At 71.3% G+C, this 21,833-nt stretch carries 19 protein-coding genes and 2 tRNA genes; 4 read left to right on the forward strand and 17 right to left on the reverse strand.

The window, feature by feature from the left end:
* Nucleotides 1-117 precede the first annotated feature (117 nt).
* From V4F39_RS04895 to V4F39_RS04920, 6 genes are all read right to left on the reverse strand, one after another.
* A complete protein-coding gene (locus V4F39_RS04895; protein WP_332288450.1) occupies nt 118-2,205 on the reverse strand; it encodes a TonB-dependent siderophore receptor in 2,088 nt (695 codons plus the stop codon).
* 126 nt (nt 2,206-2,331) lie between these two features.
* The gene (locus V4F39_RS04900; protein WP_332288188.1) at nt 2,332-2,688 is read right to left on the reverse strand and encodes a hypothetical protein; all 357 of its coding nucleotides are present in this window, start codon (nt 2,686-2,688) and stop codon (nt 2,332-2,334) included.
* A gap of 12 nt (nt 2,689-2,700) precedes the next feature.
* A complete protein-coding gene (locus tag V4F39_RS04905; RefSeq protein ID WP_332288189.1) occupies nt 2,701-4,797 on the reverse strand; it encodes a TonB-dependent receptor in 2,097 nt (698 codons plus the stop codon).
* A gap of 44 nt (nt 4,798-4,841) precedes the next feature.
* The gene (locus tag V4F39_RS04910) at nt 4,842-7,418 is read right to left on the reverse strand and encodes a fused MFS/spermidine synthase (RefSeq protein ID WP_332288190.1); all 2,577 of its coding nucleotides are present in this window, start codon (nt 7,416-7,418) and stop codon (nt 4,842-4,844) included.
* Complete coding sequence (locus V4F39_RS04915; protein ID WP_332288191.1) at nt 7,415-8,038, reverse strand: putative 2OG-Fe(II) oxygenase; 624 nt, start codon at nt 8,036-8,038, stop codon at nt 7,415-7,417. The genes V4F39_RS04910 and V4F39_RS04915 overlap by 4 nt, the downstream gene beginning before the upstream one ends.
* A gap of 35 nt (nt 8,039-8,073) precedes the next feature.
* A complete protein-coding gene (locus V4F39_RS04920) occupies nt 8,074-8,664 on the reverse strand; it encodes a PEP-CTERM sorting domain-containing protein (protein WP_332288192.1) in 591 nt (196 codons plus the stop codon).
* A 192-nt stretch (nt 8,665-8,856) separates the two neighbouring features.
* On the opposite strand from V4F39_RS04920, the gene V4F39_RS04925 reads away from it, so the two are divergent.
* The 4 genes from V4F39_RS04925 to V4F39_RS04940 all read left to right on the forward strand — a co-directional run bounded on the left by V4F39_RS04925 (nt 8,857) and on the right by V4F39_RS04940 (nt 13,561).
* Nucleotides 8,857-9,303: a copper chaperone PCu(A)C gene (locus tag V4F39_RS04925; protein ID WP_332288193.1), complete on the forward strand. Its 447-nt coding sequence runs from the start codon at nt 8,857-8,859 to the stop codon at nt 9,301-9,303.
* A gap of 131 nt (nt 9,304-9,434) precedes the next feature.
* A complete protein-coding gene (locus V4F39_RS04930; protein WP_332288194.1) occupies nt 9,435-11,663 on the forward strand; it encodes a CehA/McbA family metallohydrolase domain-containing protein in 2,229 nt (742 codons plus the stop codon).
* 78 nt (nt 11,664-11,741) lie between these two features.
* The gene (locus V4F39_RS04935; RefSeq protein ID WP_332288195.1) at nt 11,742-12,608 is read left to right on the forward strand and encodes a peptidylprolyl isomerase; all 867 of its coding nucleotides are present in this window, start codon (nt 11,742-11,744) and stop codon (nt 12,606-12,608) included.
* A complete protein-coding gene (locus V4F39_RS04940; protein WP_332288196.1) occupies nt 12,605-13,561 on the forward strand; it encodes a HupE/UreJ family protein in 957 nt (318 codons plus the stop codon). Before V4F39_RS04935 ends, V4F39_RS04940 begins: the two co-directional genes overlap by 4 nt.
* Here the strand turns inward: V4F39_RS04940 and V4F39_RS04945 are convergent, their stop codons facing one another.
* From V4F39_RS04945 to V4F39_RS04995, 11 genes are all read right to left on the reverse strand, one after another.
* On the reverse strand, nt 13,562-14,155 hold the full coding sequence (locus V4F39_RS04945; protein WP_332288197.1) for a HupE/UreJ family protein: 594 nt from the start codon (nt 14,153-14,155) through the stop codon (nt 13,562-13,564). It lies immediately after the preceding gene.
* Nucleotides 14,152-14,739, reverse strand: a complete 588-nt coding sequence (locus V4F39_RS04950) for a HupE/UreJ family protein (RefSeq protein ID WP_332288198.1) — start codon at nt 14,737-14,739, stop codon at nt 14,152-14,154. The genes V4F39_RS04945 and V4F39_RS04950 overlap by 4 nt, the downstream gene beginning before the upstream one ends.
* 75 nt (nt 14,740-14,814) lie before the next feature.
* Nucleotides 14,815-15,786, reverse strand: a complete 972-nt coding sequence (locus V4F39_RS04955) for a hypothetical protein (protein WP_332288199.1) — start codon at nt 15,784-15,786, stop codon at nt 14,815-14,817.
* Nucleotides 15,787-16,082: 296 nt separating this feature from the next.
* The gene (locus V4F39_RS04960; protein WP_332288200.1) at nt 16,083-16,634 is read right to left on the reverse strand and encodes a hypothetical protein; all 552 of its coding nucleotides are present in this window, start codon (nt 16,632-16,634) and stop codon (nt 16,083-16,085) included.
* Between the two features lie 83 nt (nt 16,635-16,717).
* Nucleotides 16,718-17,128 carry a VOC family protein gene (locus tag V4F39_RS04965; protein WP_332288201.1) on the reverse strand — a complete coding sequence of 137 codons (411 nt, stop codon included), beginning with the start codon at nt 17,126-17,128 and terminating at the stop codon, nt 16,718-16,720.
* 173 nt (nt 17,129-17,301) lie between these two features.
* Nucleotides 17,302-17,377: transfer RNA gene (locus tag V4F39_RS04970), tRNA-Glu, on the reverse strand.
* 32 nt (nt 17,378-17,409) lie between these two features.
* Nucleotides 17,410-17,485, reverse strand: a tRNA-Ala gene (locus V4F39_RS04975).
* Nucleotides 17,486-17,566: 81 nt separating this feature from the next.
* Nucleotides 17,567-18,961: a glutamate--tRNA ligase gene (gene gltX / locus V4F39_RS04980; protein ID WP_332288202.1), complete on the reverse strand. Its 1,395-nt coding sequence runs from the start codon at nt 18,959-18,961 to the stop codon at nt 17,567-17,569.
* 35 nt (nt 18,962-18,996) lie between these two features.
* Nucleotides 18,997-20,520 carry an amidophosphoribosyltransferase gene (purF, locus tag V4F39_RS04985; RefSeq protein ID WP_332288203.1) on the reverse strand — a complete coding sequence of 508 codons (1,524 nt, stop codon included), beginning with the start codon at nt 20,518-20,520 and terminating at the stop codon, nt 18,997-18,999.
* Nucleotides 20,521-20,530: 10 nt separating this feature from the next.
* Nucleotides 20,531-21,046, reverse strand: coding sequence for a CvpA family protein (locus V4F39_RS04990; RefSeq protein ID WP_332288204.1), 516 nt, complete (start codon nt 21,044-21,046; stop codon nt 20,531-20,533).
* A 10-nt stretch (nt 21,047-21,056) separates the two neighbouring features.
* The gene (locus tag V4F39_RS04995; RefSeq protein WP_332288205.1) at nt 21,057-21,821 is read right to left on the reverse strand and encodes an SPOR domain-containing protein; all 765 of its coding nucleotides are present in this window, start codon (nt 21,819-21,821) and stop codon (nt 21,057-21,059) included.
* Nucleotides 21,822-21,833: the final 12 nt, after the last annotated feature.

Consider the following 21,833-nt stretch of genomic DNA (forward strand, 5'->3'; position numbering starts at 1 on the left):
CTGTGCGCAGCGAAATAAGAGGAGGAGGGGCGGGCTTGCCCGCCCCGGGGGACATTCGCGGAGCACAGTGCCCCGCCGTCCCGCGCCAGCCCAGAGCCGCGCCCCCACCATCGTCCGTCAGAACTTGGCTTGCAGCCCGACCGTCCAGGACCGCGGCGTGCCGGGTGTCACCCACAGCCTGCTGTAGGAACTGGTGTAGTAGGTGCGGTCGAACAGGTTGTCCACGTCGAGCGTGGCACGCAGCGTGGGCGTGATGCGCCAGTACGCGACGAGCTTGGCCGTGGTGTACGAGGGCAGATCGAAGGCCGGGCTGCCCGCGTCGGCCTGGGCCTGCGTGCGGGCCGCCCCCAGGCGCCGGCCCATGTGCGTGGCGCCAGCGCCGATGCCGTAGCGCTGGCCGCTGGCCAGCGTGTCCTCGTAGACGGCGAGCACGCTGCCGTTGACCTTGGGCACGTTGAGCAGGCGCCCACCCACCTCCAGCGTGTTGTCGCGGGTGATCTCGACCTCGTTGTAGACGAAGCTCGCGTTCAGGCGCCAGTGGGCGCTGAGCTGGCCCGCCATGTCGAGTTCCAGCCCGCGGCTGCGGATCTCGCCCGCGGCGATGGAGCGGCTGCTGTCCGCCGGATCGGCCGTCAGCACGTTGCGTTTGCGGATCTCGAACAGCGCGGCCGTCGCGCCGATGCGGCGGTCGGCGCTCTCCCACTTGGCCCCGAGCTCGAAGGCACGGCCCTTCTCGGGGTCGAAGGTCTGCCCTGCCGCGTTGGCATCGGCATTGGGCCGGAACGAGCGACCGGCGTTGGCGTACACCGTCCACTGCGCGCTGGGCAGCCAGCTCAGGCCGAGGCGCGGCGAGGTGGAGGACGGGCTCTGGTCGGCCTGCACGTCCGTGCGCCGGTTCAGCAGCGACTGCCTGTAATGGTCGGCGCGCAGCCCCCCCACCAGCCGCCACCGCGGCGCGAGCGTGATCGCGTCTTGCAGGTAGAACGCCGTGTTGCGCTGGCGTTCGTCGGTGCTGACGTTCAGCGGCGGCACCGGCTGCGGCTGACCGTACACCGGGTCGAGGATGTCGATCGCATACGGCGCCGCGTCGCTGGGGTTGGCCCGCAGCACGCGCTGGTCCATCGCGAAGCGGTAGGTCTCGATGCCGAACAGCAGCTCGTGGGCGACGCTGCCGGCCTGGACCGTGCCCTGCAGCTCGGCCTGCAGCGCGGTGTCGTGCGAGCGGTAGTCGCGGTGGCGGCGCTGCCGGCGCAGCGTGCGGCCGTCGGCCTCCAGCGCGCTGGCTTCGGTGGAGTAGCCCGACATGTCCGTCTCGCGGTACGACAGGCCCACGCGGCTGCGCCAGGTGTCGCTCCAGTGGTGCGCCAGCACGAGTTGGTGCGTCTGGTTGTCGACCGTCACGTTGCCGTCGGCCGGCTCGCCCAGGAAGCGGTCGCGCGGGATCGCACCCAGCCGGTTGTTCACCGCGACCACGCCGCGGTCCAGCGGCGTGGCGTGGCGCAGGAACTCGCCGCTGTAGTCGAGCGTGGTGTCGGCGCCCAGGCGCCAGGTGAAGGCCGGCGCCGCTACGCGGCGCTCGGCGCCGATGTGGTCGCGGAAGCTGTCGCGGTCTTCCACCGCGATGTTGAGACGGTAGGCGAAGCGCTCGCCGAGCGGGCCGGTGCTGTCGAGCGCCGCACGGCGCAGGCCGTAGCTGCCGAGGTAGCCCTCCACCGCGTGCGCAGCCGACCACGACGGCTTCTTCGTCACGATGTTGAGCGTGCCGCCGGGCTCGCTGCTGCCGTACAGCGCGGCGGCCGGGCCCTTCAGGAACTCGATGCGCTCGACGGCCGCCAGGTCGCGCGGCGCATTGAAGCCGCGGTTGGCCGAGAAGCCGTTGAGCAGGGTCGCCATGCCGGTGTTCTCGCTGCCCGGAAGGCCGCGGATGGCGATGTTGTCCCACAGGCCGCCGAAGCTGTTTTGGCGCGAGACGCCGCCGACGTAGTCGAGCACGTCGTCGAGCCTGGTGGCGCCCAGGTCGTCGATGGCCTGGCGCGTGATGACACGTACCGACTGCGGCAGCTCGCGCAGCGGCAGGTCGGTCTTGGCGCCCGACGCGTCTTCGGCGAGGTAGGCGCCCGACAGGCTGCGGCCGACGACCTCGATGGTGTCGGGGGTGCTGCCCTGGGCCAGGGCGGGGACGGGCAGGGCCAGCAGGCTGGCCATCGCCAGCAGGGGCGGCGGCAAGGTGGACTTCACGGAAGAAACTCGCAGGCGTACCGCCGGTCCCTGCATCAGGCAGGGCCGGTCGGCGGGTTCGGGGAAACGCTTGGCGACGCAAGGCCGCAGGGTTCAGACCGTGCCGGCGGGTGGGTCTCGCGACGAGAAGGGCCAGTGCAGCGGTGGCCGCGCCGAATCCGTCGTTTGCAGGGAGCATGCCACCCCCAGGTGACAAGCCGATGGCAACGCCGGGCCTGCATGCTGCGGCGCGACCGCCGCATGCCCGAGGCCCGCGCACCAGAGGCAGGCCGCGTCGACGTGGCCTCCCGGCGCTCGCGGCCCATGCCCCTCCTCGTCGCCTGCCGCCACGTCGGCCGCAGCGTCGACGGCCTGCCGCACATGCAGGGCCTCGTGCGCAAGCAGCGCCAGCATCGCGTTGAACAACGCGGCCAGCAGCAGCATGCTCACGAAGGCACGGCGGGTCGTCATGGGGGTACGGCGTCAGAAATCGGCGCGCAGGGTAACCCGAAACGCACGCGGCTCCGCCGGATGCACGTGCCGCCCCTCCTGCGCGGCGCGTCCCGGCACCTGCGAGGCGTAGTAGTACTGGATGTCGTCCACCTGGCGATCGAACAGGTTGAAGACGTCCAGCGTCAGCTCGGTCTTCGGCGTGAAGCGGTAGGCCGCGCGCAGGTTGGTGGTCAGCGACGACGCCGAGCGCTGGCTGTTGTCTTCCACCAGCGCGCCGCTGCCCAGGTAGCGCCACTGGACCGAGGCCGACCAGGGGCCCAGCGAGCGCAGCGTCGCGGCCACCGAGGCCACCTTGTCGACCGCGTTCGGGATGCGGTCGCCGTTGGCGAAGCGCGCATGCGTCCAGGCGAAGTCGGCGTCGAGCAGGAACCACGGCAGCGGCGTCCAGCGGTTGCTGAACTCGATGCCACGCCGCCGGCTCGCGCCGCTGGCCTCGGTGGCGCCGGCGTCGCCGACGTACACCAGCTCCGAATCGAAGTCGAGCTTCCACAACGCGATCGAGCTCTGCAGCCCCGGCAGCGCCTCGGTGCGCGCCCCCACCTCGAAGCCCTTGGACGCCACCAGCGGCGGCACTGGGTCGACCGCATCGCCCGTCTTCGGGTCGACGCGCGCGGTGGTGCCTCGCGCGTCGTTGCTGTGCAGGCCGCGGCCGGCGTTGACGAAGAACTCGGTCTTGTCGAAGGGGCCGAGGATCAACGAGAGCTTGGGCGAGACCTGCGTGTCGTCGGAGCGGCCGCCGTTGGCCGCCAGCGTCAGCGCGTCGACGGTGGATCGCACGTGGTCGGCGCGCAGGCCGGCGACGACGCGCGCCCACGGCGCCACTTCCACCGCGCTCTGGCCGTACACGCCCAGCATCGTCTCGCGCACCCTGTCCTCGCGGGTGGTGCGGGTGATGCGGCGCGCCACGCTGTCGTAGAGGCCGACGCGGACGCGGTCGTGCCGCAGCTGCACGCCGAACTCGCTGCGCGCCGGCAGGCCGCCCAGCAGGTGGCCCAGGCCGTGGCTCGCGTCCAGCCCGTACACGTTGCGCTCGTCACGCTGCTTGAACTGGTCGCCGCCTTCGTCCGGCCGCTCCAGCGCATAGGTGAAGTTGGAGTTGAGGTCGAGCTCGTAGTGCATCGCGTAGGCCGAGACGCGGGTGCGGCCCGCAGCGCCGTCGCGATGCCACGCGCCCGACAGGCTGTAGCGCGCCGTGTCGCCGCCGGTGGTGGGGTCGAGCGAGTCGAAGCGGCCGAAGGTTCGGCCGCCGTAGGTCTGGCCGATCAGGTCAGCGGGGATCTGGTCGGTGGCGACCCAGCGCGCGTCGTAGCCCATCGCGCTCAAGTGCCAGCCCTGCGCGGCGCTGCCGCCCGACAGCGTCAGCACGCCGTTGGCCTTGCGCAGCCGCTCCGGCACGGTCCAGGGTCCGTCGTTGTGCATCGCCTCGAAGGCACCGAGCAGCGCGACGCCGGAGGCCACCTCGAACGAGGCCCCGAGCACGCCGCGCCGGTAGCCGTTCTCGCCCAGCGTCAGCTGGCCGAAGGGGGCGTCCAGCCGCTGCCGGTAGGCGACGTCGGCGGCACCGGCCGACGCGAAGTCGCCGCGGTCGGCGAAGTACGGCCCCTTGCGGTAGCCGATGCGCTGCACCAGCTCGGGGATGAGGAAGTTGATGTCGGTGTAGCCCTGGCCGTGGCCGTGGGTGGGCAGGTTGACCGGCATGCCGTCGAGGCGGGTCGCGAAGTCGGTGCCGTGGTCGAGGTTGAAGCCGCGCAGGAAGTACTGGTTGGCCTTGCCGTCGCCGGAATGCTGCGTGACGATCAGGCCCGGGATGAACTCCAGCACCTCGCCCGGCCGCAGCGCCGGCCGGCTCTTCAGCAGCTCGGCGCGGATCACGCCCTGCGACGCGGCATCGCTCGTGCCCACCGCGTTGTCGTAGTGCCGGCCGGTGACCTCGACGGATTGCGCGGCGGCGATGTCGGCGGCGCCTGCCTGGGCCTGCACGGCCGCGGCGGCCAGGGCCATCACCACGGCCAGGGCCACGGCATGCAGCGGATGGGAACAAGCGATCGATCGGGACGGGGCGTGCACGGTTCTTTTCCTCGGGAGGTGTTCTGGTTCTCGATGCGCGGCCGTCAGGGCAGCGGCGGCGCGGGCCGCCCGGCCATCGCACGCAAGGCCTCCCGGGCTTCCGGCCGCGCCGGCTGCAGCGCGGCGAGCTCGGTGAACAAGGCCTGTGCCGCAGGCGCATCGCTGCGGGCCAGCGCGCCGGCCATCTGCAGCAGCGGGTCGTAGGCCGGGCGGAAGTCGGGGCTGGTGCGCAGCACCGCCAGCAGCGGCACGCGCACCTGCGCCAGCATGCGGTGCACGTCGGCGGTGGGCTGCACGTTCCGGCCGACCTCGATGAAGAGGTCGCGCGCGGACCAGTAGGCCGCCAGCCGGCGCGCGACGCCGGCGTCGTCCGTGAGTTCCGAAGGCTCGATCGACAGCGCGTGCAGCAAGGCCACCAGGCGCTCGCGCGGCAGCGAATCGGGCGCGTAGGTGATGCGCGGCGCGCGGTAGGCGACCACCGGGTGGTCGTCGGTGTTGACGGGCGCGTGGCCGGCAAACTGCCTGAGCGCGCGCGGGCCGGCGACGAAGCTGCCCAGCAGCGCGTACTCGTCGGGCAGCCCGAACTCGGCCGGGCCGTGGGGCAGCGCTGCGTGCGCCAGCCGGTCGCGCACCTGCGCCACGTCGAAGCGCGCCGCGTCCCGCCGGGCCACGAGCCCGAGCACCGGGGTGTCCAGGCTATGGGTCGCGAGCAGGGCCCAGCCGCCCGGGTACACCTCGGTGAAGGCCCGCACGATGCTGCGCAGCGTGGGCAGGTCCAGCTGGTGCAGCGGCAGCCATTGGCAGAACAGGCCGCCCGGTGCGAGCCGGCCGCGCACGGCCTCGAAATGCTCGACGGTATAGAGCGCGCCCGAGCCGCTGCGCGCGGGGTGGAAGTTGTCGGAGACGATCAGGTCGTAGCGGCGGTCGGTGGCGCGCACGAAGCGCCGCGCGTCGGCCGCCATGAGGTGCAGGCGGGACGCGGCCCCGCCGTCCACGAACGGCTGGCTGAAGTGCGCCGAGGCCTCGATCACTTCCGGCAGCAGTTCCACCGCGTCGACCTGCAGCATGCGGTCCTGCGCCGCGGACGACGCGGTCATGCCGGTGCCCAGGCCCAGGAACAGCGCCCGGCGCGGCGCCGGGTGCAGCAGCAGCGGCAGCAGCGCCTGGCGTGCATCGGCCAGCAGGGTCGAGCTGCTGCCCTCCTGCTGGCGGTTGTTGATGCGCAGGCGGGACACGCCCTGCGCATCCTCCACGACGCTCACCGCCGCCATCGCGCCCTCGCGGTAGCTGACGATGCGGCCGCCCTCGGGCACCTCGACGAACGCCAGCGGCGGCGCGGCCACGGCCAGGCCCAGCACGGCGGCCAGGGCCGCCCATGACGGCAGCGTGGACCAGGCCCGCATCGAGCACAGCGCCAGGTAGCCGCCCACGACCAGCAGCAGCGCCGCCTTGGGGCCGAACGCGGGCACCAGCAGCACGCCGAACAGCAGCGGCGCGGCCGCCGCGCCCAGCGTGTTGACACCCAGGGCCCGTCCGAAGCCGATGCCCGCCGCGCGCGCCTGGATGGCGAGGTGGCTGAACAGCGCGCCCATCACGAAGGTGGGCAGCAGGAAGGCCGCGGCCGCGAGCACGGCCTCTGCCGCCAGCGCCGCCGCCATGCCAGCGCCCAGCCGCTGCACGGCGACGGCCTTGAGCAGCTCGGCGCCCCACAGGCTGGCGGTGCCGAGCAGGCAGGCCGCTGCCAGCGCCCACAGCAGCCTGTCGCGCAGCAGCCCGGCATCGCCGCCGCGGCCCACCAGGCGGCGCTGGTAGAACGCCGCGCCGGCGGCCGTGCCGACCAGGTACACCGCCAGCAGCATCGCGAAGGTGTAGACCGTGTTCTCCGCCACCTGGCTGAGCACCCGCACGACCAGCACCTCGTAGCCGATGCCCAGCAGGCCGGTGGCGGCCAGCAGCGGCAGCACGCCGGGTGCGGGCACGGTGGCAGGCGGCGCGGCAGGCGCGGCTGCGGCCGCGGGAAACAGCCGCAGCGCCGCGGCGGCGCACAGCAGGTTCAGCACCGCGCAGACGAGGGCGGTGCGCGAGAGCCCGTACGCCGGCACCAGCCAGAAGGCGGACGCCAGCACCCCCAGCACGGCGCCCAGCGTGTTGCCCGCATAGAGCACGGCGATGGCTGACCCCTGGCGGCGCCAGGCCGACAGGGCCCGCTCCATGGCCGGCAGCGTCGCGCCCATCGCGGCCGTGGCCGGCAGCAACAGCACGAAGGTGCCGAGGAACGCGACGGCCCATTGCCAGCCCGCGGAAGGCTGGGGGCCGGTCAGCCGCAGCAGCCCGCCGCTGACCGGCGCCATCAGGCCGGCGAGCACCAGGCTCCACAGGCCGATGACGGCTTCGCAGCCGGCGTACCAGCGGCCCGGCCGGGGGCTGCGCTCGATGCGGCGCCCCAGCGCCAGCGCGCCTGCCGCCAGGCCGCCGAAGAACGCCGCGACGACGGCCAGCACGCCGGCCGTCTCGTGGCCGAGCCAGAGCGCGCTCTGGTGCGTCCACACGATCTGGTAGCCCAGGCCTGCGAAGCCCGAGGCCAGCATCAGCCCGAGCGCGAGGCGCCAACGCATGTTCATCCGCCGAAGCTGATCCGGTAGCCCCAGGAGTCGAGCTGGGTGGGAATGGCGTTGAAGGCCATCGTGATGCGCCGCTCGCCGGGGTTGCCGGGCACAGCGTGCATCAGGTAGCTGGGGAACAGCACCATGTCGCCGGGCGACGGCGCGGGGCTGATCCACTTGTCGGCGCTGTAGGGGGTGGTCTTCACACCGGCGTGGTCGTTCTTGAAGGCGAAGTCGGTGCCGCCGGGAGACTTCATGAACACCGTGCGCGCCTCGGGATGCGTGGGCGTGAGGTACACCACGCCCGAGATGAAGCTGTTGGCGTGGTTGTGCATCGCCTGGCGGCCGCCGGTGTCGAGCACGTTGACCCACATCTCCTTCAGCGACCAGCCCAGGCGCTCGCCGAACATCAGCCCGCCGAACTCGGCGAGCCGCGGCGTGATGAGCCCGGCCGCCTCGACCAGCAGCGGGCTGTCGCCCGGCCGCAGCATGGCGGTGTGCGACAGGTGGGACGAGGCGTTGTTCCCGCGGTCGGCCTGCGCCGTGAAATGCTCGACCAGCCCCTCCACCAGGACCGCGCCGAGCACGCCCGGCAGCCGCATGAAGGGGGTTGGAAAGAGACCGATGACCTCGCTCATCCCGTCGGGGCTCCTTGTCGTGGCGACGGCTGCGGTCAGCCGCGGCGGCGCGAGACGGCCGCGAGGCCGGCCAGCCCCAGCGCCATCATCAGCACGCTGGCGGGTTCCGGCACGGCGGTGACGGAGATGTTGTCGAACACGGCCAGGTTGGCGGCGTTGCCGAAGGTCAGCGAGTGCGCGGTGCCTGCGAAGGTGCTGGTCAGCGTGTCGAAGCGGCAGAAGGCGGTGTCGCTGCAGCCGCCGGCCTGCGCGTTGCCGACCAGGTTGAACGAGGCCAGCAGCTCGCCAGTGCCGTTGAGGCCGCTCCACACGTTGACGGCGCTGACGGCCAGGCTCGACGAGGAGTAAGAGAAGCTGACCTGGTCGACGAAGCCGGCCGCGACGTTCATCGTCGCGTCGGCACCGACCGGCGTCATCACGCCCAGCGGCGAAGGCGCGTTGGAGAAGTACTGCTCGAAGTCGTTCTGCAGGCCCAGCGCGTCGCCGGTGAACGAGACGCCCCAGTCGGCGTAGTGCTCGCCGATCGACTCGAAGCTCGGCGCCGTTTCGAAGTCGATGACGAGGGGAGCGGCCAGCGCGGGCGCGGCGGCGAAGGCGGCCAGCACGGCAGCGGTAATGAACTTCATCGGGAACCTCCTGAGGTGTGTGTGGTGGGGCGCGGCCGGGGCGGCCGCTGTCTGCGCATGCAGACGCGGAGCGACTCTATGCAGCGTTCGCGACAGGCTCATGACGGAACCGCGCGGCCGCCGCCGGCCGTCATCGTCGTTTCACCGCCGCGGCCTAGCCTGTGCGGCCCCTCGACCCAGGAGCCCCCTTCCATGCACCGCTTCATCCACCGCCGCGGCGCCCTGCGCGCCGGCCTGGCCCTCGGCGCCACGCTGCTCGTGCCCTCCGCACGCGCCTGCGAGTACTTCGCCGACAACCTGCGCATCACCCACCCCTGGTGCCGCGCCACCGCGCCCGGCGCAACCTCGGTCATCGTCTCGATGAAGTTCGACGAGGTGACCCGGCCCGACCGCCTCATCGGCGTCGAGACCATGGTCGCCGAAGGCGCCGAGCTGGGGGGCCGACTGTCGCGCCCCACGGTGGACTTCGAGATCCCCGAGGGCGTGGAGACGCACCTCGGCGAGCACGGCACCTACCTGCGCCTGACGGGCCTGAAGTTCCCGCTCGAGGTGGCGCGGACCTACCCGCTGAAGCTCACGTTCGAGCACGGCGGCGTCGTCGGCGCCAACCTCAACGTCGACTACGCGCGCTTCTTCTGAACCCGCCGGACCACCGGCCGGCCGTCACGGGGCGGTCATCACCGCTCAATAGGATCAAACGCACCTTGGCCATCCAGAGGGGCTCCGTCGACCCCGCGGCCGGGCATTCCCAAACGCTAGAGAGGAGTTCCATGAAACACAGCTTCCGCAGGAACCAGGTCGCCCTGGCATCGATGGCCGCGCTCGCCGCCATCGCCCTCACGCCCACCACCGCCAGTGCCGCCAAGCCCGCCGGCACCTACGTGACCGGCGACTTCCACAACCACACCACCTGCTCGGACGGCTCGATCTCGATGCAGAAGCTGGTGAAGAAGGTCACCGACCGCAACGAGACGCCCTGGGGCCTCGACTGGTTCGTGCAGGCCGGCCACGGCGGCAGCGGCAACCGCAACTGCACGCTGGCCGAAGACGCCAGCCTGGCCACGCCGGCCTACCCGCTGGTGTATTCCAGCACCGGTCAGCTGCAGGGCCCGACCACGACCTGGCAGAACACCAACCCCGCGGTGAACCCCAAGGGCACGGTCTCCGGCAGCGCGCCCGGCCAGAACATGTGGCGCTGGCAGTCGATCCAGGAGTACCAGTACCCGCAGCTCGAATACCTCGCCGCGTACCTGAACAAGCCGATGTTCGTCGGCGTCGAATCCGTCGCCCCGGGCCACGAGCACGTGTCGATGTCGGTGGTCACCGGCCAGATGCCCAAGTCGCTGGACAGCGCGACGCTGCCGACCACCCCGGGCTACAACGCACTGGGCAACGCCACCGCGCTGGCGCAGTGGGAGTACTGCTTCGACCGCAACGACAGCGACCGCAGCCGCGGCAACACCGTGGCCGGCGGCTCGGTCGGCAACAACTGGGACTGCTCGGTCCCCGGCAGCCTGAACAGCGCCGACCCGAGCTGGAACGTGGCGGCGCAGAAGCTCATCCCGGCCGGCGGCGCCGGCACCGGCGAGCGCGGCCACGCCAAGGCGGTCGAGAGCATGAAGTGGCTCGCGAAGAACCACCCGAACGAGAGCTACTACGTGCCTGCCCACCTGGAGCGCGCCGGCCCGTTCAACCCGGACGGCAACAACGGCTTCAACATCGAGCACCTGCGTAACTTCAACAACGCCGCGCCGACCGTGGCCTTCGGCTTCGAGACGCAGCCCGGCCATGGCGCCTCGGACAACCGCGGCGAGTACTCGCCCAACCGCAACTCCATCGGCGGCGTGCGTGTGGACTCCGTCGGCGGCACCACCTGGGGCGGCACCGGCGTGTACGGCGCGCAGATCGGTGGCGTGTGGGATGCGCTGCTGGGCGAAGGCCGCAACTGGTGGTTCTTCGCCAGCTCCGACTGGCACAACCGCGGCATGTTCGGCCCGGACGACCGCCGCTCGACGCAGGACTTCTATCCCGGTGAATACCAGCGCGACTACGTGATGGTGCGCAACGGCGCCGACAAGAAGCTGCGCCCGCAGACCATCGTCGACGGCCTGCGCAGCGGCAACAGCTTCGCGACCACCGGCCAGCTGATCGATCGCCTGGCGTTCATCGCCTGCGCGTCCTACGCCGGCCCGGCCACCCGCAGCAACGCGGCGGTCGAGGCGCTGGCCGTGGAAGCGGCGAAGAACAACACCGACATCGACCGCAGCGGCTGCGCCACGATGGGCGAGAAGCTCGTGGTGCGTCCGGGCGCGGAGATCGTCGTGTCGATCGTCGTGCGCGACCCGTCGGGCGTGAACTACGCGCCCTACACGTTCAACAACCCGTCGCTCGCGCAGGTGGGCATCAGCCAGCCGCTGAACGCGCCGGTGCTGGACCACGTCGACGTGGTGCGCGGCATGGTGACCGGCTACAAGAAGCCGGGGGCCGCCGACTACGCCGGCCAATGGCCCAACGACTGGCTGCTGAACCCGGTGATGGCCAACGTCCCGGCCGCTGCGAAGAACACCACCGCCTCGGTGATCAAGACCTTCAACAGCGCGACCTGGACCGCCGTGGCCGGCGATGCCGAGTACAAGAAGATGACCTTCCGCATTCCCGCGGTGGCCGCTTCGCAGTACGTGCGCCTGCGCGGCTCCAACCTGCCGGCCAGCGTGCCGTACGAGACCGACGCCAGCGGCAACCCGCTGGCCGACGTCTACACCAACGCCGGCGACACGACCAAGCTGACCATCCCCTGCACGGTGGCGGGGACCAACGTGCCGGCCAACGGCGGCGTGTACACCGGCACGGGGATCGACGGCTGCCCCGCGCACCTGCCCACCGTCAACGGCCAGAAGTACGTCGCCTACGACGTCGCGGCCTGGGCGGACCTGTGGTTCTACAGCAATCCGATCTTCGTCGAGGTGGCCGGTTCGACCACCGTCGCCGGGGTCAAGTAAGCCCCTCGAAGGCCTGACGGCCTGAAGCGCCGCGCCTGCCCGCGCGGCGCTTTTCCCTTTCTCGATCCGGGATCCACGATGTCTTCTTCGCGAACGAACGCCGCCTCCGCGGGCCGCAAGGCCGCACGCGGCGGCAGCACGCCGCCGGTCCGCTGGTGGCGGGAACCCCTGCTGCATTTCCTCCTCCTCGGCGGCCTGCTGTTCGCCGTCGACCATGTCATCGTCGGCCGCGCGGAGGACCCGCGCACCATCGTCCTGGCCAAGGACGTGGACGACGAGGCGAAGGAGTTGTTCAAGGCCTCGCGCGGCCGCGAGCCCAACGCCGACGAGCTGAACGCGCTGCGGCGCACCTGGCTGGACAACGAGGTGCTCTACCGCGAAGGCCTGGCGATGCAGGTCGACCGCGGCGACGACGCGATCCGCGAACGGGTGATCTTCAAGGCACTGAGCATCCTGGAGACGGACATCAAGCAGCCGCCCTTCGACGATGCGCTGCTGCGCGGCTGGTTCGAGCAGCACCGCGAGAAATACGACGAGCCGGCGCGCTACGACTTCCAGGAAGCCGTGCTGTCCGGCGACATGACCGAAGCCGCCGCGACCGGCTTCGCCCACACGCTCAACACCGGCGCGCCGGGCGATTCCGGCGCAGGCCTGCGTGTCTTCAAGGGCCGGCCGCACGCCAACATCGTGCAGAGCTACGGCGAGGACTTCGCGACGGCGCTGGAATCGACGCCGCCGGGCGAATGGCGCGCGATCGCCGGCCGCGACGGCTGGCGCGTGATGCAGCTGACGTCCACCACGCCGGCCAGGCCGGCCGACTTCGACACCCTGCGCGGCGTGGTGCTGCAGGACTGGACGGACGCCGTGATGGCGCAGCAACGCACGGACGCGGTGCGCAAGCTGGCCGAGCGCTACAAGATCCAGATCGAGGCCGAGCAACCATGAACGCGCTCTGGAAGAAGCTGTGCCTCGCGGGAATGGCGCTGATGGCGCTGCTGGCCGCCACGGCCTCGGCGCACGAGCTGAGCATGGCCGAGATGGCGCTGCGCGAGACCTCCCGCGGCGAGTTCACCTGGCAATGGACGGCGCGCGAACGCGCGACCACCCGCGACATCAACCCGGTGTGGCCCGCGGGCTGCACGGCCGAAGGCAACTTCCTGCACTGCGGCCCCGGCGGCCTGCAGGGCACGCTGTCGGTCGACGGCGTCGGCAAGCGCTACTCCGCCGCGATCGTCAAGATCCAGTGGCTCGACGGCCAGACCCGGGTCTACACGCTCACCTCCGGACAGCCCACCGTGCAGCTGTACGGCGCGGCCGACGACGAACGCGGCGTGGGCGAGATCGCCTCGGCCTACACCCTCCTTGGCATCGAGCACATCCTCACCGGCACCGATCACCTGATCTTCGTGATCAGCCTGCTGTTCCTCGTGGGCTTCAACCGGCGGCTGGTGTGGACCATCACCGCGTTCACCGGGGCGCACAGCATCACGCTGGCGTTGAGCGCGCTGGGGCTGCTGACGCTGCGCCCGCCGCCGGTCGAAGCGGCGATCGCGCTGTCGATCATGTTGGTGGCCGGCGAGGCGCTGCACAAGGAAGCCACGCTGTCGCGCCGCTGGCCTGCGCTGGTGGCCTTCCTGTTCGGGCTGGTGCACGGCCTGGGCTTCGCCGGTGCGCTCAAGCAGATCGGCATGCCCGAGCAGCACCTGCCGATCGCGCTGCTGACCTTCAACGTGGGCGTGGAGATCGGGCAGCTGGCCGTGGTGCTCGCCGCGTGGGTGGTCTACAAGACGCTGTCGCCCTGGCCCCGCTTCGCGCAGGCCCGCACGCCGAGCCTCTACGCCATCGGCAGCGTCGCGGTGTACTGGGCCTGCGGGCGGATCTTCGCGATCGTGGCCTGATCAGGCCCGCACGGCCGTCAGCGTCAGCACGAGGATGGCGCTGGCGGTCAGCCAGGAGCCGACGACCCGCACGCCGATCCGCGCCCAGGGGCGTCGCGCGCCGTGCACGAGGCCGGCGACGCAAGCGGTGCACAGCGATGCGCCGATCATCGTGCCCAACAGCGCGCTCCAGCGCTGCGAGCCGCCCATGCCGTCGGGCGCCGAGCCGAGGCCGACGGCCAGGCCGACCAGCAGCGACAGCAGGCCGAGCGCCAGCGCCGGCCACTGCCGCGCGGCCACCACCGTCCCACCGAGCAGCGCCGCCAGCGCCAGCAGCGGCAGCTCCGGCTCCAGGCCGCCGGCGCGGCCGCTGAACCCCAGGCCGGCGGCGAGCGCGGCCATCAGCGCCGCCATCGCGTGCCGGCTCGCCGGGACACCGCGCTGGCCGAACAGCAGGCCCAGCGCGAGCAAAGCGATCAGGTGCGAAGGGCTGACGAAGGGATGCAGCAGGCCGCTGTAGAAGGCGCCGATGCCCTTGATCTCGCCGTGCGCCCAGGCCGCCGCCGGCAGGGCCAGCGGCGCCAGTGCCCCGGCCCGTGCGGCACGGCGGCTCACAGGGCCGCCCGCAGGAACACCAGCCCGGCCAGCGCGATGGCAGCGCCGCAGGCGCGCACGGCCACCCGCCCGGCCGACGAGCGCACCAGCGCGCCCAGCCCGATGCCGCCCAGGTGCAGCAGGCCGGTCGAGACGACGAAGCCGAGGCTGTAGACGATCGGGTTCGCGGCGTGCGGCAGCTCGGTGCCGTGCGCATGGCCATGGAACACCGCGAAGACGCCGACGATGGCACCGGCCACCCACAGCGGCGGCCGCACGGCGAGCGCCACCATCGCGCCCAGCAGCACGGCCGACAGCGCGATGCCGATCTCGACGCCGGGCAGCGGCACGCCGAGCAGGCCGAGCGCGCCGCCCACCGTCATCACCAGCGGAAACACGACCGGCAGCACCCAGAGCGCGGGCTGGCCGAGGAAAGCCCCCCAGAGCCCGACGGCGACCATCGCGGCCACGTGGTCGGGCCCCAGCAGGGGATGCAGGAAGCCGGCCGCGAAGCCGCCCCCCACGCCTTCGACGGAATGGGCGAGCACGGGGCCGGCCGCAACGGCCAGCAGGGTACAGACGACGACGCGCAGGGTGGAACTCATGATGGAGGCAGGTCAACTACAGGCCGGGCGAATGTAGTCGGCCTGTGTGACATGTCATCGAAACGTCTTTGGGCGCTACGCGAAGGCCCTCGGCCGCGGCAGCCAACCGAGGTGGTAGCCCTGGCTCGGAAGGCACCAGGCCTGCAGGCGGCGGGGCGTTTCGCGCCGCGCGCCCGCCAGGCGGCCGGCCACCGCGGCCGCCCTGCCCCAGCCTTCGGCGTCGAGCGACTCGCGCCAGGCCGTCAACGCCGGCATCGCCTCGGGTACGAGCCAGGCATCCCAGCACGCCTGGTCGTCCTGCGGCCGCTTGAGGCCTTCGTGGAGGATGTCGGCCAGGCGGCGCAGGCGCAGGCGCGAGCGCTCGCTGGCGCAGGCCGGCAGCAGGTCGCGCACGAGGCGGTTCTTGCCGGCTGGCCGTCGGGCGTTGACGATGAACAGCCGCTGGATCTGCTGCTGCGCCAGCCGGACTGCGCGCGAAGGCAGCGGTGCACACAGCGGCAGCGGCGGCGCGTCGTGCGGGCGGGTGGCGAAGGCCGGGCCGAGCATCAGCACCGCGAGCCGCAGCCATTGCACGGGCGTCAACCCATCGGTGGGCACCTCCCGCGTCGACAGCGCCAAGGCCTCCTCGAAGCGGCGCGCGCCCTTGGCTCGGTTCGCACGCGTGCTCATCACCGCGAGGTTGCTGGCGGCATAGGCCGCGTCGTTGTTCAGCCGGTCGACGGACCAGTCGGTGTCGGCGCGCTCCCCGTGGGTCAACGGCTCGCGTGTCACCGGGCAGTGGGTCAGGTCCAGTTCGCGCAGCAGGTCGACGGTGACATCGTCGTCGACGATGCGGCCGCGGCGGCAGGCGCCCAGGCGAAGCTGCAGCCATTTGCGCTCGAAGCGGTCGGGCGTGCGGCGCGCCAGGCCGTCGAAGGCGGCGGCGCTGAAGCCCTCCTGCACCGCCTCGGGCCAGCCGGTGTGCTTCGGCAGCCGGGTGCCGACGTAGAGATCGTGGCCGAGGCGGCGCGCGGCCTCGACGGGGTCATGTTCGTTCCAGGCCGTCATGGCGGATCCTCATCGATGCGGCGCGGCGGCGCAGGCGCAGCCGCGCCGGTCAACTGGTCGTGCGGCAGGCCTGCGCAAAGGCAAGGCCATGCCGGGCGGCGAAACGGTGAGGTGGCCGGGCGCGGGCGCCGGATGCAGCGCACACGCTGGCGCAGACACAGGGCGTCGATGCCGCTGGCGATCCGTGGCGTGCATCGCGGCACCGGCGTGGCCGCGGCGGTGCCGCAGGCAGCGCCGGCGAGGCACCCACCGGATCGGATCACCCCACCGTCGGCGGCCCGGGGAGGGCCGCGGGATCAGCCGCGGGGCGGGCGCTCCAGCCGCGCAACCGGGCGGCTGGGCCAGAAGGCTTCGGCGTGGGGCGGCCAGCTCCCGCGGACGGCCAGCGGGGCAGGCAGCGCCAACGGGGCGGCCAGGGCCAGTGGCAGCGTCATGCTGCCCGCACCGGCAGCGGCGTCCGGCGAGGCATCGGCCTCCGCGCTGCGCCCGCCGAGCGCGACCACGCTGTCATCGCCGGCGTGGTGGTGGTGGCGGGCGAAGAAGCCGTGGTGATGGGCGTGCGCGTCCTCAAGCTGCCGCTGCTGCTGTCGGGCCTGGGCGCGCAGCGTGTCGAGCAAGGCCGACGCCTGGGGACCCATCCACTCGCGCAGCTGGTGCTGCAGCGCGGCGGTGAACGGTACCGACGAAGAGGCCGCCGCCTGGTGGCGGTGCTCGGGGCCGAGCACCCGCAGCAGCACGCCCGCACAGCCATAGAGCGGTATCGCCACCAGCAACGCCCACAGGACGAGCCGCCGGAGTTGCCTAGACAACTGCAGCGGAAACCGGCAATGCTGCACAGACGCGTCCACGGGAATTCGGGCCCTCGATGAACCGCCCGATTGTCCCGTCTTGTGTGAAAGCCTGATGACGCGCGCGCCCCGCGCAGACGCGTTCAGCCGCCGGCCGTGAGCACCACCGAGGCGGCGGAGCGGGTGGCCGGGCCGTGGAACACGGCCTCGATGTTGTTGCCGTCGGGGTCGAGCACAAAAGCGCCGTAGTAGCCGGGGTGGTAATGCCGCTCGCCGGGGCCGCCGTTGTCCCGCCCGCCGGCGGCCAGCGCCGCGCGGTGGAAGGCATCGACGGTCTGCCGGTCGGGCGCCTGGAAGGCCAGGTGCACGTGCGAGACGGGGCCGTCCGCGCGATCCACGTACAACTCGTCGGCAAAGAAGTAGCCATCGCCCGCCTCGAGGAGGCCGGGGTGCCCGAGCGCAGCGAAGACCGCGCGATAGAACCGCTGGCTGCTATCGACGTCTGCGACGCGCAGGTGGATGTGGTCGATCAACCGGCCTCGATGAAACTGCATGGCTGCCTCCTGATGCGGGAGGCTTCATTCTGCTCATGCACCGGACCGTGACGATTCCGGAGCGCAAAAAGCAAAACGGCGCGTAAAGCGCCGTTTGCCGTCTTGCGCCGGCAACCTGTGGCTGCCGGTTTGCCTTTGTTGCACATCGCTTGGATATCAAGCGACGCTGAACTTGGCGTCCCCTAGGGGATTCGAACCCCTGTAATCACCGTGAAAGGGTGGTGTCCTAGGCCTCTAGACGAAGGGGACTTGATCTTCGTGCATCTTCAACGACGCTCACTTGGTGGAGGTAAGCGGGATCGAACCGCTGACCTCTTGCATGCCATGCAAGCGCTCTCCCAGCTGAGCTATACCCCCTTTTTCCAACCTGCCGCATTGTGTGCAGCGGGCTTCAAAGAAAGCGTCGTTTGAAGCGAGACCAAGAGTATAGCGACCTTTTCAGAGATTGCGCAAGCGATTCACCACAATTTCTTTCGGGAAGAGTTCGAGCACCGCATCCACCGAAGGCGTCTGGGCCCGGCCGCACACCGCAACGCGCAGCGGAATGGCCAATTGCGGCATCTTCAGCCCATGCGCGGCCAGGGCCTGCTTGAGCGCCTGGCTGATGGCAGCCTTGTCCCAGGCGGCCAGGCCGGACAGCGTTTGCGCCAGCTCGCGCAACACGGGGCGGGCGGCCTCGGTCAGCTGTGCGGCGTCGGCCTCGGTGGCCTTCACATCGGCGTAGTACATCGCCAGCCAGTCGGCGAGCTCGGCCGTGGTGGCGCACCGGTCCTTGAACAAGGCCACCCGCCGCAGCAGCAGTTCACTCTCTTCCGCCGCAATGCCGCGCGCGGAAAGTTGCGCCACGACCAGCCGGGACAGGCGCTCGTTGTCCGCCTGCTTGATGTAGTGCGCATTGACCCAGCTGAGCTTGGCCGGATCCCATTGCGCCGGGCTCTTGGAGAGGTGTTGTCCGTCGAACCACTCCACCAGCTCGCGGCGCGAGAAGAGCTCGTCGTCGCCGTGGCTCCAGCCCAGCCGGGCCAGGTAGTTCACCATCGCCTCGGGCAGGTAGCCGGCCTCCTCGTAGGCCGTGACGCTGACGGCGCCGCGGCGCTTGGAGAGCTTCTGGCCGTCGTCGCCGAGGATCACCGGCACGTGGCCGAACAGCGGCAGCGGCGCGCCGAGGGCGTTGAAGATGTTGATCTGCCAGGGCGTGTTGTTGACGTGCTCGTCGCCGCGGAAGACATGGCTGATCCTCATGTCCCAGTCGTCGATCACGACGGCGAAGTTGTACGTCGGTACGCCGTCGGGCCGCACGATGATGAGGTCGTCGATCTCGCGGTTGGCGATGCTGATCGGCCCCTTCACGAGGTCGTCCCAGGTCACGACGCCGTCGAGCGGGTTGCAGAAGCGGATGGCCGGCGCGACGCCCTCCGGCACGGGCGGCAAGGTCTTGCCCGGCGCGGGGCGCCAGCGCCCGTCGTAGCGTGTCTTCTCGCCGCGGGCCCGCTGCGCCTCGCGCATCTCGTCCAGCTCCTGGGGCGTGCAGTAGCAGCGATAGGCCGTGCCGGCAGCGAGCATCTGGTCGACCACCTCGCGGTAGCGGTCCAGCCGGCGCATCTGGTAGACGGGGCCTTCGTCGTAGTCGAGGCCGAGCCAGCGCATCGCCTGGAGGATCTGCTCGACCGACTCCTGGGTCGAGCGGGCGACGTCGGTGTCCTCGATGCGCAGCACGAACTCGCCGCCGTGGTGCCGCGCGTAGGCCCACGAGAACAGCGCCGTACGGGCGGTGCCGAGGTGGAGGAAGCCGGTAGGCGACGGGGCGATGCGGGTGCGGACGGTCTGCTTCATGGGATCGGAAGGGGGCTGTGTCGAGGCGGGAGGCGTCACGCCTGCTCGGGAGCGCTTTGCAGCGCGAGCCGGCTGCGGTTGGCCTGCTCCTCGTCGTCGCCCTGGGCGCGGCGCTGCGCCTCCATCGCGCTGAAGTCGGCGGCGCTCACGTCGCCGGTGATGTAGTGGCCGTCGAAGCACGAGGCTTCGAAGCTGTCGATGTGCGGGTTGAGCGTGCGCACGACGCGCTTCATCGCATCGACGTCCTGGTAGATCAGCGCATCGGCGCCGATGTACTCGCGGATCTGCTCCACGCTGCGGTCGTGGGCGATCAGCTCCTCGCGCGTCGGCATGTCGATGCCGTACACGTTGGGATACCGCACCGGCGGCGCGGCGGAGGCCATGTAGACCTTGCGGGCGCCGGCCTCGCGGGCCATCTGCACGATCTCCTTGCTGGTGTTGCCGCGCACGATCGAATCGTCGACCAGCAGCACGTTGCGGCCCTTGAACTCCACGCCGATCGCATTGAGCTTCTGGCGCACCGACTTCCTGCGCACGCCCTGCCCCGGCATGATGAAGGTGCGGCCGACGTAGCGGTTCTTCACGAAGCCCTCCCGGTAGGGCTTGCCCAGCTTCTGGGCCAGCTGCATGGCCGAAGGCCGGCTGGACTCGGGGATGGGGATCACCACGTCGATCTCGTTCGGCGGCATCGTCGAGATCACGCGCTGGGCCAGCGTCTCGCCCATGTTGAGCCGCGCCTGGTACACCGAGATGCCGTCGATCACGGAATCCGGGCGCGCCAGGTAGACGAACTCGAACATGCAGGGGTTCAGCGACGGCGCCTGCGCGCACTGGCGGCTGTGCACCTGGCCCTGCAGGTCGATGAAGATGGCCTCGCCAGGCTTCACGTCGCGCGTGGGCACATGGCCGGTGCCCTCGATGGCGACGGTTTCGCTGGCGACCACGACGGTGCGCCCGCCGGGGCCCTCCGCCTCCCCGTACACCAGCGGGCGGATGCCGAACGGATCGCGGAACGCGAGCAGCCCGTAGCCGGCGATCAGCGCGACCACGGCATACGATCCCTTGATCCGCTTGTGGACCTCGCCCACCGCCTCGAAGATCACGTCGGGGTTCAGCGTCTTGTCGCGGGCCGCGCGCGCCAGCTCATGGGCGAGCACGTTGATCAGCACCTCGGTGTCGCTCTCGGTGTTGATGTGCCGCCGGTCGATGTCGACCAGTTCCTGCTTCAGCGACAGCGCATTGGTCAGGTTGCCGTTGTGCACCAGCACGATCCCGAACGGCGCGTTGACGTAGAAGGGCTGGGCCTCTTCCTCGCTGTAGGCGTTGCCGGCGGTCGGGTAGCGCACTTGCCCCAGGCCCACGTCGCCCGGCAGGCCGCGCATGTTGCGGGTGCGGAACACGTCGCGCACCATGCCGCGCGCCTTGTGCATGAAGCACTTGGTGCCTTGCATCGTGACGATGCCGGCGGCGTCCTGGCCGCGGTGCTGCAGCAGCAGCAGCGCGTCGTAGATCAATTGGTTGACGGGGGTGTGAGAGATCACACCGACGATGCCACACATGATGCTTCCTTCAACCCGGCAGATGCCGGGCCACGTTGACCGGCAACACCGGCTTCAAGCCCTGCAGCATGGCATCGAGCCACGCCGCTCCTTGCGAACCCTGCCATTGCGGCGACCGCGCCGCGGGCGTGAAGGCCACCACCGTGGCCAGCGCGAGCAGCAGCACTGCCCCGCGCAGCAGCCCGAACCCCGCACCGAGCACGCGGTCGATCAAGCTCAGCGGCGTGGCCTGCACCAGCAGGCTCACGAGGCGCGCGAGCAGGCTCCAGACGATCAGCGCCCCCAGGAACATGAGCGCGAAGCCCGCACCGAAGTTCAATGCGCTGCCCGGCTCGCCGATGGGCAGGTGCGGTGCGACGAGCGGCGTCAACGCCTGCGCGGCGACGTAGGCGGCGATCCACCCGACGAGCGACATCACTTCGAAGACGAAGCCGCGCCACAGGCCCACGACGACCGAGATGGCCAGCACCGCCAGCAGGGCCCAGTCGATCCAGCTCAACGATGCGGCGGGGCCGAGGTCGGTCATCGCGCCACCGTCACAGGGTCAGCACGGCGGCCGCGAGGCCGGCAGACTTGATGCGCGACGACGCCTTGTCCGCCTCCTCGCGGTTGGCAAACGGCCCCACACGCACCCGGGTGCGCTTGCCGGCGCTGGTGTCGACCACCTGCGTGTAGGTCTTGAGGCCGAGCTTTTCGACCTTGGCACGTGCTTCGCGGGCCGAGGAGGCATCGGCGAACGCGCCGACCTGCACGACGAACCGCGAGGCGGCCTCGTCGGCCGCACGCGTGTTCTCCGCCGAGGGACGGCCCTCCAGCAGCGCACGGGCGCGCTGCGCGTCCGTGTTGGCCGGGGGCGCCGGTGGGGGCGAAGGCGGCGAAACAACGGGGGCAGGCGTGCGCTCGGTCTCGGCCGCGGCACGGTCGCGCGTCGGCGAAGCCGGGACAGCCGGGACGGCCGAGGGCTTGGATGCGGCAGCGGCGGCCTGCGGCGGCGCGATGTCGCGCCCGGTGTCCTCCGGCTTCTCGGCGGCCGCGGGCGCCCGCGGCGCCGTGCGGGCGGCCGGAACGTCCGGCGGCACGGCGCCTTCCTTGCGGGGGATGTCGATCGCGATGTCGACGGGAATCGGCCGGGGCTGGGTCTCGAACAGCAGCGGGAAGCCGATCACGCCGACCCCCAGCAGCACGACCGCGCCGATCAGGCGGCGGCGGGCGTTCGTCCGTGCGCGCTGCACGGCTTCCGCCGGATCGGCGGGCTCTCGGGCAGTGGCTGGTTGGCGCTTGAGGAAGGACAGCAGGCCCATGCGTGGGGATGA

Source organism: Aquincola agrisoli (genome assembly GCF_036621135.1).
GTDB lineage: Bacteria > Pseudomonadota > Gammaproteobacteria > Burkholderiales > Burkholderiaceae_C > Aquincola > Aquincola agrisoli.

Bases quoted from the DNA above. Each gene is read 5' to 3' on its own strand.
- V4F39_RS04895 (WP_332288450.1), bottom strand. From the start codon at position 2,205: ATGGCCAGCCTGCTGGCCCTGCCCGTCCCCGCCCTGGCCCAGGGCAGC.
- V4F39_RS04900 (WP_332288188.1), bottom strand. From the start codon at position 2,688: ATGACGACCCGCCGTGCCTTCGTGAGCATGCTGCTGCTGGCCGCGTTG.
- V4F39_RS04910 (WP_332288190.1), bottom strand. From the start codon at position 7,418: ATGAACATGCGTTGGCGCCTCGCGCTCGGGCTGATGCTGGCCTCGGGC.
- V4F39_RS04915 (WP_332288191.1), bottom strand. From the start codon at position 8,038: ATGAGCGAGGTCATCGGTCTCTTTCCAACCCCCTTCATGCGGCTGCCG.
- V4F39_RS04920 (WP_332288192.1), bottom strand. From the start codon at position 8,664: ATGAAGTTCATTACCGCTGCCGTGCTGGCCGCCTTCGCCGCCGCGCCC.
- V4F39_RS04925 (WP_332288193.1), top strand. From the start codon at position 8,857: ATGCACCGCTTCATCCACCGCCGCGGCGCCCTGCGCGCCGGCCTGGCC.
- V4F39_RS04930 (WP_332288194.1), top strand. From the start codon at position 9,435: ATGAAACACAGCTTCCGCAGGAACCAGGTCGCCCTGGCATCGATGGCC.
- V4F39_RS04935 (WP_332288195.1), top strand. From the start codon at position 11,742: ATGTCTTCTTCGCGAACGAACGCCGCCTCCGCGGGCCGCAAGGCCGCA.
- V4F39_RS04940 (WP_332288196.1), top strand. From the start codon at position 12,605: ATGAACGCGCTCTGGAAGAAGCTGTGCCTCGCGGGAATGGCGCTGATG.
- V4F39_RS04950 (WP_332288198.1), bottom strand. From the start codon at position 14,739: ATGAGTTCCACCCTGCGCGTCGTCGTCTGTACCCTGCTGGCCGTTGCG.
- V4F39_RS04955 (WP_332288199.1), bottom strand. From the start codon at position 15,786: ATGACGGCCTGGAACGAACATGACCCCGTCGAGGCCGCGCGCCGCCTC.
- V4F39_RS04965 (WP_332288201.1), bottom strand. From the start codon at position 17,128: ATGCAGTTTCATCGAGGCCGGTTGATCGACCACATCCACCTGCGCGTC.
- gltX (WP_332288202.1), bottom strand. From the start codon at position 18,961: ATGAAGCAGACCGTCCGCACCCGCATCGCCCCGTCGCCTACCGGCTTC.
- purF (WP_332288203.1), bottom strand. From the start codon at position 20,520: ATGTGTGGCATCGTCGGTGTGATCTCTCACACCCCCGTCAACCAATTG.
- V4F39_RS04990 (WP_332288204.1), bottom strand. From the start codon at position 21,046: ATGACCGACCTCGGCCCCGCCGCATCGTTGAGCTGGATCGACTGGGCC.
- V4F39_RS04995 (WP_332288205.1), bottom strand. From the start codon at position 21,821: ATGGGCCTGCTGTCCTTCCTCAAGCGCCAACCAGCCACTGCCCGAGAG.